A 12851-nucleotide genomic window follows, 5' to 3' on the forward strand; every position below is an offset into this window, starting at 1 on the left:
CTCTTCTTTTTGCTTCAGTTGTACTGTTAAAAGAATTATTTCAGTGGATACATTCGTTTACCTTGATGAAATTTTGGAATATAGCATTGCAAATAATATGTGTTTATATTGTATTTGTTGTTTTAGAAAAAATGTTGAAACAACAAACAGTTTTTTAGGAGGAATAAGGGGGGGCCTGTTAAAGAAGCCCCTTATTATGTTAGCCTAATGGATTTTCACCGAAACGTTTCCATAGTTTTGGAAAAAGTTCTGCTAGTTTGTCTTCATCCTCCTCCCAATCGAATTCGATTTCAGGCATAGATGAATCGTGCTCTTTTTCATCTAATAAAGAAGAAAATTTATTCCATACATTATCGTCCCATTCCGTATCTCCTGTTTCTTTTAAAGAGAAAGCTTCAAAACCGATAGATAACATTTCTTCGAATTCTGGAATAAGCTCATCCTTTTCATAAAAATTAGGAATTAAGCTTGCTAAAGAATCAGGATTTTCTACTGCAGATTCAAATATTTCTTGTCCGCATGCGATGAGCCAACCTCTAAAGTAATCAAATGAGTCATCGGAGCATCCGCCTAAAATAATGTAAGCACCCGCCCATAGTGAAGATGTATAAGATTGCTTTAAAGCGTTTTGGAGATGAATCTCAAAGTCTATAATTTCGTTTGTTGATTTTTTAGCCAATTGCTCAACTAACCAATCACTTGTCTCATCGTTTGTAGTCATTTCTGAAATGAATTGCCAAAATTGTTCTTTGTTCATATGTATAACACCTCGTAAGAAATAATGTATTTCTTGCAGTGTAACATTTTTTCAATCGTTCACTTTATAAAGTATAATAAAAAACTGTTATAAAATTAATGGAATATTACACCAACTGTTATATAATAGTTAAAATTGCATTTTTTACGAAATGAGATGATAGCATGGCAATAGTGTTGGCCCTTATCCCGATTATGATGATTTTTATTTGTTTATTTCTGTTTAAACAAACGTCATTAAGAGCCTCGTTAATCTCTTATGCCGTCTCTGTTGGAATCGTTTTACTTTCGCCGATGTTTCGGTTAGGGATAAGTGAAACTGTGCACGCAACGATTAAAGGTTGGTTAATTTGTTTTATTGTCGGTTACGTTTTGTTTTTCGGTATTTTTTTATTTCACCTCATGAACAAAATGGGGTATATCGATCAAGTAGCACGGTTCTTGGAACAAGTTACACATGATCGGTTACTACAAATGCTTCTTATGTGCTTTGGAATCTGTCCACTTATTGAATCAGTGAGCGGGTTTGGAATTGGCTTTATGGTCGCTGCCCCTATTTTTCTTTCTCTCGGCTATAAACCATTTCAAGCTGTACTACTCTCGTTTATCGGCTTACTTGCAAGTTCATGGGGGGCGATGGCAACGGGAACGATTATCGGTTCACAGCTTATTCATATGCCGTTAACAATCCTAGGAACAAATACAGCATTATTAAGTGTTCCCATTTTTGCATACTTTGTCATTCTTTCTTTATATGTTGTTGGTGGCTGGAAAGCTGTTATAGAAAAGTGGAGGGAGGGGACAGGTTTCTTTTTATTGTTTTCTACAGGAATCTACCTTTCTAACGTATACGTAAGCGTTGAACTAGCAGGGATATTAAGTTCTATCGTTACGATTACATTTGGTTTTCTTATCATTAAATTAAAGGAGAAGAGGGAGCAGGAATTTTTATCAGAGCATGCTGCAGCAGTAGAGCGAGAAGTATCCATTATGAAAATAATAAGCCCTTATCTATTTTTAACAGTTTGCATTTTACTTTCTCGTCTCGTTCCAGCATTGCATGACGTACTCAGGTCATATGCGGTTCTTGATTTAAAATCATATTCTTACAAATTAGAACTGCTGTATTCACCAGGATTTTGGCTTGGCGTCACTTGTTTATTTACAATTATTTTCTTCCGTATTCCATCTACTATTATTAAACAATCACTCTCGCAAACGATTAAACAGTGGATTCCTTTCGCCATTACGACAACAATGTTCATTGCCATTTCAGAAGTAATGGGTGCAGCAGGTATGCACTCATTACTAGCAAAAGCAGCGGGTGAAACGTTTGGCACATTTTTCGTTTTTGTCTCCCCATTCATAGGAGGAATCGGTGGCTTTTTAACAGGTAGTAATGCAGGATCGAATGCGATGTTTATAAAACTACAAATGCAAACAGCACAACATGTAGGACTTCCGTGGCAATATGTAACAACACTCCAAAATACAGCATCATCAGTAGCGACAATTGCCTGTCCATCACGCATTACACTTGGTGCGTATTTATGTAACACTCCTTATCGCGAAAATGAACTATTAAAGAAAACGACATTAATGATTTTAGGTGCCGTGTTACTTGTTGTGGTGGAGGTTGCTGTATGGTACCTATTAGGATGAAGTGAAAAATCCTCTTACGTTTAGGAGGATTTTCTTTTGTTGTTGGATAACATTTAAGTAAGGGGAGCTTCTACTAAATGAATAGGAGATGAAAAGTATGCCCTTAAAAAACTATGGTGTGCTAAAAGGTACAGTAATACAATCTATGATTGGAAAAGGGAAAACCCCTCATTATCAAGTTCATTTACAGGGTGAGGCAGGAGTCGATTATCGCATTGCAATTAATGTGAAATCGCAAAGCTATCCATCAGAAGTTTTATATTTTGCTAGTAGAAATATTCGTTCGGAAGCCATTCATATTTTACCAGCATTACCATTCGGTTTTACAGAAGTGAAAAATAATGAACCGAAAGTTGCTTTAGATTATGTAAGAGGTAATTTATTTGATTCAAAGCAAATGATTCCTTTGCCAGCTGAGAAATCAGGATCTGATAATGATTTGAATGAAAAGATAGAAAATTATATAGAAAGAGCAATAGAGGAAGAAGCGATTATTTACGCATTTGGTGAGCGATGGGGACCAGAAGTGGATACACCGGATTCCTATTTTCACTTTAAACCTGGAAATGGCATACACGATATTCATATGAATCAAGGGAATGTAGAGCAGTGGCAAGGTGATGATGGCATATGGCAAGACGGTGGAATACTTATTCATTTTGAGAAAAAGGAAGAGTGGGTTGGTATCTTTCTTGCGTTCCAGTCGCAATCTTGGTGTACCGATGAAGAGGGGCATGCTCGTATTCCTGTTGAGAATTGTAATTATAAAAGTGAGAAATAATTTATAATGAACGAAATATACATCACTATTGATATAGTGGTGTATGTTTTTGAAAATGTGATTTTTTACAAATGAATAGAGTTGTTGTGGTGAAAATTGCGTAGTCGTGTTGCCGGAAAAGTATCTTTATGAAAAAGGTGAACATGCATTAAAGTGAAAAAGGTATCCAAACGTTGCTTGGATACCTTTTTGTATTTAAAATGAACGACCTCTTCTCATTTTATAAAAAATATAACTTATAAGTGTAGAAATACAAGAAAAGAGTAAAGCTACACTAGAAAAAGCAATAATGTACATATTGTATTTCATAACTTTTCCGATGAGTTGGTTGCTGTCGTATTGAAAGAGACTTGCTATTACGTTAAATAGGAGTAATACGATAAATATCGCAATCACGCCGTCTACTGAACCTTCTATATCCGGTCTACTTAAAGCAATATGTGCAGAGATACAAATTGCGATAAAGAGAAACAGCCAAAATGAAAGGTTAAATAAGTTGTTCAGTGTAAATAAACTTTTTAATAAAAAGAATGTTGATAAAAACATATTTTGGATCATTTCTATATTGATAGAAGTTGATTGAGTCGTTGTTTCAAGGGTGCTATTAAATAAAGCATACGACTCTGGTACGAAATAATACATGAAAAGTATTAATGCAGTAATTCCAGAGAAAATGGGACCGATACCGATAAAGAAATTTCCGATTCGTTGATATATATTTCTTCGGTTATATTGGTGTTGTACGTAACCTAAAGCTCCGTCATTTGTATTTGTCGGAAAGAACTGAGCCGCTACAATTTTATGACCAAATAATATGCACATAATCGCATGACCAAGCTCGTGAATGGGAACGCCAATCCATGCGGTTAAAAGGAAACCTTTTCTCCCAAAAGCCCTCGACCAATATGTTCTTGTAAGAGACTCTAAATAACCTAATATGAATCCAATTACAATGATGCTTCCAATTAAAGAGAATAATTGGATCACGCTTGTAAGGAATATGTGAAAAAGTGAGTTTGCAAATTCCATCGTCTTTCATCCAATCTTTATATAATGTGAAAAATAATACTATGTTTCATCATAGCATTATTTTTCTAGATTGCTAGCACATATATTTTCTTCCTAAGGAGGATTTTGTCTTCCGTCTCTTGTAGTCATGTTTTATGTCCATAAACATATATTGAATTTATAACAGCTTAGAAGATATATGCCTAGGGGGGATGAGAGGATGACGTGTCCGGGTTGTAATATGGAACATGCGGATGGAGCGAAATTTTGCGGGAATTGTGGGCGGTCATTGACAGAAGAAGTAGTAGAAAGTAGTGCGAAAGAAGAGGAGCAACAATTATCACGTATAGCGCCTGCGAAGGAAAGTCGCCCAAATGAAACGGTAGAGCAAGCGAAACAAATTGCGAGTGGATATTTTCAGTTCTTAAAAAATGCATTGAAAGCACCGACAGCCATTATGAAAAGCGGCCATATTGAAATAAAAAATGGAATTGTAAGTCTTATACTTATTAGTTTTTTAGGTGCATGTATCTTTTACAGGATGATGAGTGCAGCTACGGCAGTGACGAGAACATTTGCACTTGAAGTATCCAGTCCTTCATTTTTTGGTCAGTCTGTAACGGTCTTTTTATTCTTATTAATTTTAACTCTTTTTGTTGGATTTATCATTTTTGTAAGTGGGAAGCTCATGAAATCATCGTTTTCATTTTTAGAGGTATTTGGTATATGGGGAACGATAGCAACACCGGTTGTCGTTTTATTAGTGATCGCGTTTCTCTTTAGTTTCTTATTAATCTTTTTATTACCACTGTTACTATGGGTTGCGGCAACTTGTATGAGCATTAGCACAATGGTAGCTATATTAAAGTTAGATAGAGGCGGATTAGATCCAGTTTATACCCTTATTATCGCTAATATTTGTATTGGAATTGCAACATGGATTGTATTTTGGTCTTACATTAAGACGGTAATCGATGCCATAGCTACAGGATTAACAGGCTTCTAATGAAAAGATGGCTCAGTGCATGAATGTATGTACAAAGTGTGGATGTAAGCTCGAGGATGGCGTACAATTTTGCCAAAATTGCGGGATGAAAAGAGGAAATCCGATAATAAAGAAGCAGAAGATGAATAAGGGAACAAAAATTTGGATTATACTTTTATCACTGTTCATTATAGCAATTGTTGGATTATACATGTATGGATCATCGTATTATTCGCAAGAGGCACAATTAGACCGCATTATTACTGTTTTACAAGAGAAGGATGGGGATCAGCTTGTCGATATGATTACGACAGACGATCCAGGGGTTGTTGTGAATAGAGAGAGTGTGATGCCATTATTTTCGTATATAAAGGAAAACCCGTCTTATGTCAGTGAATTGAAAGCGTATATAAAGCAAGGGCAAAAGAAGAACGGGATAGAAGGAGTAGATTTTTCTGTAACGAAAGACGGAGCATACTTCTTTTTATTTGACCGATATAAATTAAAAACGAAGACGTATTATGCGACACTTCTTACAAATGAAAAAGATACAGTATTAAAAGTGAACGGAAAAGAATTAGATAAGACGAATGATAAAGATTTTGAAAAACAATATGGGCCATTTCTTCCAGGAATTCAAATATTTCAATCGGAATTCAAAAGTGAATATGCGAAACTAGCGCGTGAAGAGAAGGTTGTCCTTATGAAGCAAAATCAAAAAAATGTGACGGTAGATTTAACGTTAAAAGGGCAATATATTACTGTTCAAACGAATGCACCTGATGCTACATTATATGTGAATCAAAAGCCAGTGACAACATTGACTGGGGAAGAGATGACATGGGGTCCCGTGTCTACAGATGGAAGTGTATCAATTTATTTAGAACGAAATGGAGAAAACGGGAGAGAAACGACAAAGATGGAGAATGTAACAAACTCTTTAACTTATAATCTACCGTTTCAAAAGAAAAGTACAGAGAAAACGGTTGTTTATAACGTTTCCCCGCAAGTTACAACTCAATATGTGTATAATGGTTTCTTCTTTCCGGATAGTGATATTCGAAAATTAACAAGTGCGGATTTGAGATATTTATCGAAAGAGCAATTGAAAATCGCTAGAAATGAAATATATGCGAGACATGGATATATTTTTCAAACGGAAGATATGCAAGCGTACTTTTCAAAACAGTCTTGGTATCGAGAGAAACCATATTATACAGGGGCGTTAAGTGATATTGAAGCATATAATGTTGAGCTTATAAAATCAAAAGAATAGATGGTATGAAAAAGGTACAGTGACGATGATACTGTACCTTTTTATAGTTGTTTGATTGGCAGAAGGGCTGGAACAGGATCACGTGAAAAAAATATATGAAAGAAGAAGTTGACTCTGCTCGCTGTGCCGGATGAACTAGCACTGACATCGGATAAAGAACTAGAGGTTAATACGGTTTCAGATTGGGGCGGAATTGTCACTATGATTTCAGTATTTAATCCTTGTGATGTCGTAACAGTAACTGTGTCGTATGACAAGTTAACAATTTTAATGATGCCAAGTGGATACACGGCCTGACCGGCTTGTGATGCTGAAGCGAAGAGGGTGGACTTCCAAATATCTTGCGAAACTGTAGTACCATTATTAGATGACCAAGCGCGAGCGCCATATATAGTCGCGCCAATGGTAAATTCTTGTTCGAGTGGGACGGCAGCCTTTGGTTCCTCTGGAAGAGAGGAAAGAAAGTTGCTACACATGTATGTTTCACCTACTTTCAAGTATATCTGTTATAGCATATTAATTATCCTTTTTATAGGGCACGACATTTGCCTATTATGATATAGTCTTATGCAACAAATTTGTGAATTAAAATTTCTTTCTTTACAATGGAAATAGGTGTTATTTCTATAAAATATGGAAAACGTAAAGAGTATGTAAAAAAAGAAGGAGTGGTAAAGTGAACTATGTCATTATTGGTGGCGATGCAGCCGGTATGAGTGCAGCAATGCAAATTGTTAGAAATGAAAAATCTGCGAATGTTGTTACCTTAGAAAGAGGTGAAATATACTCATATGCGCAGTGTGGGCTCCCGTATGTTATTAGTGGTGTTATTGCTTCTACTGAAAAGTTAATTGCACGTAACGTGAAGACGTTTCGTGATAAATATGGAATTGATGCGAAAGTACGTCATGAAGTAACAAAAGTTGATACTGAAAATAAGATTGTGTATGCGGTACATACGAAGACGAAAGATGTATTTGAGTTTACATATGATCGTCTATTAATTGCGACCGGCGTACATCCTGTTATGCCAGAATGGGAAGGGCGAGATTTACAAGGTGTTCATCTTTTAAAAACAATTCCAGATGCCGAGCGTATAGTAGAAACGTTAGAAACACATAAAGTTGAACAAGTAACGATTATTGGCGGCGGTGCAATTGGCCTTGAGATGGCAGAAACATTTGTGGAACTCGGAAAGAAAGTAAGAATGATTGAGCGAAACGATCATATCGGCACAATTTATGATACGGATATGGCGACATATATACATAAAGAAGCAGAGAAACATAATATTGAAATTTTAACAAATGTAAATGTAAAAGCGTTTAAAGGAAATGAGAGAGTAGAGCAAATTGAAACGGACAAAGGTACGTATAAAACCGACCTTGTTTTAGTATCTGTCGGTGTAAAACCGAACACTGATTTTCTTGAAGGAACAAATATACGTACAAATCATAAAGGTGCGATTGAAGTAAATGCATATATGCAAACGAATGTGAAAGATGTGTATGCAGCTGGAGATTGTGCAACGCATTATCATGTTATAAAAGAAATTCATGATCATATTCCACTTGGAACGACTGCAAATAAACAAGGGCGACTTGCTGGCCTCAATATGGTTGATAAACGAAGAGCTTTTAAAGGTACTCTCGGTACGGGAATTATTAAATTTATGGATCTTACGTTAGCGAGAACAGGCCTAAATGAAAAAGAAGCGAGTGGATTGAAGATCCCGTATAAGACGGTAAAAGTAGACTCAACTAATATGGCAGGATATTATCCGAGTGCAACACCACTTTACGTGAAATTAGTATACCGTTCTGATACGAAGCAATTATTAGGTGGACAAGTGATTGGAGAAGAAGGTGTAGACAAACGTATTGATGTCATTGCAATGGCACTTTTTAATAAAATGAGTATCCACGATTTAGAAGATATCGATTTAAGTTACGCACCACCATATAACAGCGTTTGGGATCCCGTTCAACAAGCTGCGCGACGAGCAGAATAGCACTTTTTTAGTGCTATTTTTTTATCCCGCTATTTGAGGGCAGTAAGCTTCTCCCTCAAAATTCGGCGGAAGCAAAGAAGTTAGGTGGGAGATTAACTGTCCGTAAAAGCCCGATTGGTGTGGGCTAATAATCAGTTGGGGATGGAAAAACCCCCACTGATTAAAGTTTCATTTTATTTGAAGAGGGAGATGAATCTCTGTTATCGAATAAAAGAGGTTGGGAAATAGTTACATATAGGGAAGGGGACCTAAAAAATGTCTGTAGCAATGCAAGAAGTTCAAGAATCAGAAAAATCTATTTTACGTAATTTGTATTCGCTGTACCTCCATGATCTTTCAAAGTTTACTACCAATATAAACATTGGAGCAGATGGTTTTTTTGAATATGAGGATTTGGACACGTTTTGGAAAGTCGATGGAATTACTCCATACTTTATTAAAAACGAAGATAGTATTATAGGTTTTTTATTATTGTTAGAACGCCCATTTTTAAAGAAAGAAAATGATTTTGGAATTAATGACATTTTCATATTAAATCAATACAAGGGAAAAGGAATCGGTAAACAAGTTATTAGGGGATTGTTCCAAGAAAAAAGAGGGCAGTATTTCGTTATCGAGCTTATTGGGAATGTACCAGCTGTTTCGTTTTGGAAGAAAGTGTATAGAGAGTTGAATATTGAATTTCAAGAAAGAAGACAGGTAATTGATGATGAAGAATGTTTCGTTCAGACATTTAAAATATAATGAAATTGTTGTTCCTCATATATTACTTTGAAATTTATCTTTATTTCGAAAATAGTAATTGTCCTTGAAAAATAATATACTTATCGCTTATATTGTCATATAGTATTGATTTTTTAAACAAAGCAATGAACGAACCAGGGGGCGCAACATGGCAATTAACATGAAAACAATTGAAGAATGGATCAATGAATCAAATGCAAGAAACGAAGAAGACTTTGGACGCGTTGTAGAAGAAATGAAGGAATTGTGTGTCGGACTTGATAATGCGACATTAATTTATACGAAAAATGTATTTTGCTTTGGTAAGAAAGCTGAAGTATTTTTCTTCTTCCAAGATCATGTGATTATTGGTGAAGAGAAGGAAGCGTATATTGAAGTTGAAAAATTAAAGTATGCTGATATTACAGATAGCAAGCTAAAAACAAATGATAAAAATACAACATTAGAATTAAAGTTTTCTAACGGGAAATCTATTAATTTAGATAGTTTAAATGATAACTGTGGTACGAAAAACTGGTTATTTGCACGACAAATTAAGAGTATTTTTAAATTGATTTAATGGAAAAAGAAGACTTTGGAAGGTCTGCTTTTTATTTTTCGCCTATTACACAGAGGCAACCTCTTTCTTCATAACAGTTCACGCGTCGAAAGCCCGTTGCATAAAAAAGGCTTACGATTTCTTCAGTTGTTTTAAATTCCTTCATATGATATTGGATTTTAAAAGTTTCAGCGACTAATAAAAAGGATCCATTCGGTTTTATAATGCGGAAAACTTCTTTCATATCATTTTTAAAATCAGGCCAAAAATAATGTGTTTGAAAGGCAGTGATGAGATTGAAGAAGTTAGCATCATACGGGATAGAAGATACGCTTGCTTTATGAATAACGATTTTTTCCGTTTTTACATCTTTTAAGTTAGCTTTCTTGGATTTTTCAACAGCTTGATTGGAGTAATCGATGCCATATATTTTGCTGTGAGGGGTTATTTTTGAAAGAGTATGTAGCGCCTTACCACCTCCGCAGCCAATATCTAATATAACGGCATCTTTTTGTATGTATACTTTTTGCAATGCCCGATTTGTTAATCTCGTATGTGCAGTGTTCATAATACAAAGCATAGAGGAACCAATTGCTCCTCTTGGATGTTTTGCTTGTTGGATTAATTGCTGTAATACACCCAATTTAATCGCTCCTTTTATATATGAGTCTGTGATTCTGAATATTGATTACAATTGATTTTTTTCAGTTTATTTATATAGGATAATTATCAGGGAACAAATTCCAATTGTAAATATATGATAAGAGCAGGAGGTCAATCAATTGTTAAAAGAATTAACGATTCCTCAAGAATTTGCCTTGTTAGCTTTAGATCGTGAAACAAATAAGTTTAAGGCCATTTTTCGGCAACATGTCGAACTCTATACAACTATGGCTTGTTTAGTAGAGGTGTCTTTAAAAAGCAAAGTGAAATTTGAAGAAGATGATACAGTAACAATTTTAGATATTACTCCAACAGGAGATAAGTCCCTTGATCGATTATTAGAAATCATAAAGTCGGAAAAAACGAAGAAAATAAAAAAATGGGCATCTTATTTTTATAACCATATGTTTAAACAACGTGAAATTTATAAGCTAGTAATCGAAACACTTGTCGAGAAAGAAATTCTCAAAGTAGAAAATACCGAAATCTTATTTGTTATAGAAAAGAAACACTATGTAGATGTAGACAACACTCATAATTACATCGTAGAAAAAATACGTGCTGAATTATTAGAAGGAGGGAATGTAGAATTCAATACGGTTGTATTAGTGCTATTTTTAGAACAGAAGAAAATGTTACATGATGATTTCTCTGATTATGAGCGTAAAGCATTAAAACAAAAAATCGAGCAACTCCATAAAGAAGAAATCTTTGGAACTATCAAATCTATCGATAAAACGATTAAGAATATGGAAGCCTCTATTGCTGCGCTAGCTGCAGCATCTGTAGCAACAACATAATAAGTAGTCTTATAAAGAAAGCACGCCACTTACTGGCGTGCTTTTAATTATGCAAATATCCTTTTAGCCAAGTGCGAGGACGGTACGAACCGACTGGAATTTGGATGAGAGACGTTTTTTGTGTTTGATCAATTGCATACAGTTGATCGCATACGTTCACGTTAAAACCTAACAGTGGATGGCCACCCATCCCCATAGCAGAGGCGGCTAAAATGAGTTTGTGAACGAGTATACCCGCTTCCATTTGTTGAATGCGGTACCCTCTATAGCCTAATTCATTCTGCCGATAATCTTTATTTCCAATTACATGTAGGCAAAGAGGTACTTGGAAAAGATTTACGTTATCCATGGTCATGCCGGAATGGAGATGATAACGTAGATCTCCGTATCGAATGGGACGTAATGAATGTGTATTGCTGTTATAAGTATAAGCACCGTCTTCGATGTCTCCTATTTTATAAAAGCATCCGTATAGTGAGACTCTCGCATTTTGATTTATATAACTTCCATCAAGGTCATTGTAATAAGGGAAGGATAGGCTCGCTTCTTGTAGTAAAGTAGCGAGCTCAGTTTTGCTTAGTTTTGTTAAGGTAAAGTCGGTATCGGGAGAATAACGTTTTTTACAAATATTTGCAAAATCATAGGATAATCTCTCCACTTCTGGTAGTGATAAAGTGTGAATAGCATGTTGAAACGTTTCTGCATTCGTGATTGTTCGAAACATTTCGGTTGATTCTATCATAGAAGCCGTATTCATTTTTATGATTAGTGGGTACTCAGTGATATGGTTTGAGCGGACGAAGTGTTCATGTTGTAAGGGTGGAAGTTGCTGTAATAAGTCATGGGAAGTGACATTTGTATTTCCTATTTGATCATCGTGAAACCATTCCTCAGTCGGCTCTGTACATAAAGGAATAACTGCATATACACTTTCCTCTTGCTCTGATAATCCAAGTAAATGGTTAATTGCCCGGTCTAGAAATTGAAAATATACCCCCGTTGTAAACCCAGATTGTTTGGAAACTTCCAATAGTTGACTAATAAGAACGCCAGTATCTAATCCTTGTAGACGATACGAAAAGTTATTATATTTAAAGAAATTTTTCCAAAACATCGTTGATACGAAAGCAGTTCCGAAACAAGAATGTATGTTGCAACGATTGCCGAGTGCCTCTGTGAGATAGGAATCGAAATTTCCTTCACGTAGCAAGATGAGGCGATGATGTGCCACATCATAATGATAGATACCGTGCGGATAATGATTTATTTTTAAATACATATATAATTCATTTGGATATAAAGCTCCCCCAGAAGGGATAAATCTTCGAAGTATATTCGTTGTTTCATTGTTTTCTGAGACGAAAGAAGGCTGGCACAATTGAGTTAAGCCAAATGTGTACCAAAGGTAATGCCCGATTTGTTCTAAAGTAGGTTCAGCAAGAGTATGGTGATTTCTTAATGTTAAAGGTATTTCTAAAGAAAGAGGGATGATTGGTAAATTACGATATAATTTATAGGGAAGCGGTGCATCATCCCAGTTGATTTCTTTGTCCGGCATAATTTCATCGGTAGAGAAATGAAGATGGTGTAAAAAAGTATCTAGTTGCATCAAACTGCCTCCTTACTG

At 35.4% G+C, this 12851-nt stretch carries 13 protein-coding genes and 1 pseudogene; 9 read left to right on the top strand and 5 right to left on the bottom strand.

Translation table 11 applies throughout. The features are described from left to right. Window positions 1–14: 14 nt before the first annotated feature. Window positions 15–158, top strand: a pseudogene (locus DJ93_RS34850) (DUF4029 domain-containing protein); the annotation flags it as partial. Window positions 159–199: 41 nt separating this feature from the next. Here the strand turns inward: DJ93_RS34850 and DJ93_RS18895 are convergent. Further along, window positions 200–757 (bottom strand): DUF4240 domain-containing protein, encoded by a 558-nt coding sequence (locus DJ93_RS18895; protein WP_042982542.1) that lies wholly within the window; start codon window positions 755–757, stop codon window positions 200–202. 164 nt (window positions 758–921) lie between these two features. On the opposite strand from DJ93_RS18895, the gene DJ93_RS18900 reads away from it, so the two are divergent. Both DJ93_RS18900 and DJ93_RS18905 read left to right on the top strand, forming a co-directional pair. Beyond that, entirely contained in the window at window positions 922–2418 is a 1497-nt protein-coding gene (locus DJ93_RS18900; RefSeq protein WP_042982543.1) for an L-lactate permease, read from the top strand. Between the two features lie 97 nt (window positions 2419–2515). Then, window positions 2516–3199 (top strand): DUF2278 family protein, encoded by a 684-nt coding sequence (locus tag DJ93_RS18905; RefSeq protein ID WP_042982544.1) that lies wholly within the window; start codon window positions 2516–2518, stop codon window positions 3197–3199. 195 nt (window positions 3200–3394) lie between these two features. Here the strand turns inward: DJ93_RS18905 and DJ93_RS18910 are convergent, their stop codons facing one another. After that, window positions 3395–4228: a hypothetical protein gene (locus DJ93_RS18910; protein WP_042982545.1), complete on the bottom strand. Its 834-nt coding sequence runs from the start codon at window positions 4226–4228 to the stop codon at window positions 3395–3397. Between the two features lie 199 nt (window positions 4229–4427). On the opposite strand from DJ93_RS18910, the gene DJ93_RS18915 reads away from it, so the two are divergent. Further along, window positions 4428–5213: a hypothetical protein gene (locus tag DJ93_RS18915; RefSeq protein ID WP_042982546.1), complete on the top strand. Its 786-nt coding sequence runs from the start codon at window positions 4428–4430 to the stop codon at window positions 5211–5213. A gap of 19 nt (window positions 5214–5232) precedes the next feature. Beyond that, window positions 5233–6468, top strand: coding sequence for a TcaA 3rd/4th domain-containing protein (locus DJ93_RS18920; RefSeq protein ID WP_042982547.1), 1236 nt, complete (start codon window positions 5233–5235; stop codon window positions 6466–6468). 41 nt (window positions 6469–6509) lie between these two features. Here the strand turns inward: DJ93_RS18920 and DJ93_RS18925 are convergent, their stop codons facing one another. Beyond that, entirely contained in the window at window positions 6510–6944 is a 435-nt protein-coding gene (locus DJ93_RS18925; protein WP_042982549.1) for a hypothetical protein, read from the bottom strand. A 200-nt stretch (window positions 6945–7144) separates the two neighbouring features. Here DJ93_RS18925 and DJ93_RS18930 point away from each other — a divergent pair, with 200 nt between their 5' ends. The 3 genes from DJ93_RS18930 to DJ93_RS18940 all read left to right on the top strand — a co-directional run bounded on the left by DJ93_RS18930 (window position 7145) and on the right by DJ93_RS18940 (window position 9782). Further along, the gene (locus DJ93_RS18930; RefSeq protein ID WP_042982550.1) at window positions 7145–8479 is read left to right on the top strand and encodes an FAD-dependent oxidoreductase; all 1335 of its coding nucleotides are present in this window, start codon (window positions 7145–7147) and stop codon (window positions 8477–8479) included. 255 nt (window positions 8480–8734) lie between these two features. Continuing rightward, on the top strand, window positions 8735–9223 hold the full coding sequence (locus DJ93_RS18935) for a GNAT family N-acetyltransferase (RefSeq protein WP_042982551.1): 489 nt from the start codon (window positions 8735–8737) through the stop codon (window positions 9221–9223). 148 nt (window positions 9224–9371) lie between these two features. Continuing rightward, window positions 9372–9782, top strand: coding sequence for a DUF3908 family protein (locus DJ93_RS18940; protein WP_042982553.1), 411 nt, complete (start codon window positions 9372–9374; stop codon window positions 9780–9782). A gap of 31 nt (window positions 9783–9813) precedes the next feature. Here the strand turns inward: DJ93_RS18940 and DJ93_RS18945 are convergent, their stop codons facing one another. Further along, window positions 9814–10404 carry a class I SAM-dependent methyltransferase gene (locus DJ93_RS18945; protein WP_042982554.1) on the bottom strand — a complete coding sequence of 197 codons (591 nt, stop codon included), beginning with the start codon at window positions 10402–10404 and terminating at the stop codon, window positions 9814–9816. A gap of 139 nt (window positions 10405–10543) precedes the next feature. Here DJ93_RS18945 and DJ93_RS18950 point away from each other — a divergent pair, with 139 nt between their 5' ends. Next, window positions 10544–11224, top strand: a complete 681-nt coding sequence (locus DJ93_RS18950; protein ID WP_042982555.1) for a GOLPH3/VPS74 family protein — start codon at window positions 10544–10546, stop codon at window positions 11222–11224. 43 nt (window positions 11225–11267) lie between these two features. Here the strand turns inward: DJ93_RS18950 and DJ93_RS18955 are convergent, their stop codons facing one another. Continuing rightward, a complete protein-coding gene (locus DJ93_RS18955) occupies window positions 11268–12833 on the bottom strand; it encodes a SagB family peptide dehydrogenase (protein ID WP_042982556.1) in 1566 nt (521 codons plus the stop codon). Window positions 12834–12851: the final 18 nt, after the last annotated feature.

It is taken from the genome of Bacillus clarus, from assembly GCF_000746925.1.
GTDB classification, from domain to species: Bacteria; Bacillota; Bacilli; order Bacillales; family Bacillaceae_G; genus Bacillus_A; species Bacillus_A clarus.

Coding starts and splice junctions, on each gene's coding strand:
- DJ93_RS18925 (WP_042982549.1), bottom strand. CDS start 6,944: ATGTGTAGCAACTTTCTTTCCTCTCTTCCAGAGGAACCAAAGGCTGCC.
- DJ93_RS18940 (WP_042982553.1), top strand. CDS start 9,372: ATGGCAATTAACATGAAAACAATTGAAGAATGGATCAATGAATCAAAT.
- DJ93_RS18900 (WP_042982543.1), top strand. CDS start 922: ATGGCAATAGTGTTGGCCCTTATCCCGATTATGATGATTTTTATTTGT.
- DJ93_RS18935 (WP_042982551.1), top strand. CDS start 8,735: ATGTCTGTAGCAATGCAAGAAGTTCAAGAATCAGAAAAATCTATTTTA.
- DJ93_RS18915 (WP_042982546.1), top strand. CDS start 4,428: ATGACGTGTCCGGGTTGTAATATGGAACATGCGGATGGAGCGAAATTT.
- DJ93_RS18955 (WP_042982556.1), bottom strand. CDS start 12,833: ATGCAACTAGATACTTTTTTACACCATCTTCATTTCTCTACCGATGAA.
- DJ93_RS18920 (WP_042982547.1), top strand. CDS start 5,233: ATGAATGTATGTACAAAGTGTGGATGTAAGCTCGAGGATGGCGTACAA.
- DJ93_RS18910 (WP_042982545.1), bottom strand. CDS start 4,228: ATGGAATTTGCAAACTCACTTTTTCACATATTCCTTACAAGCGTGATC.
- DJ93_RS18905 (WP_042982544.1), top strand. CDS start 2,516: ATGCCCTTAAAAAACTATGGTGTGCTAAAAGGTACAGTAATACAATCT.
- DJ93_RS18895 (WP_042982542.1), bottom strand. CDS start 757: ATGAACAAAGAACAATTTTGGCAATTCATTTCAGAAATGACTACAAAC.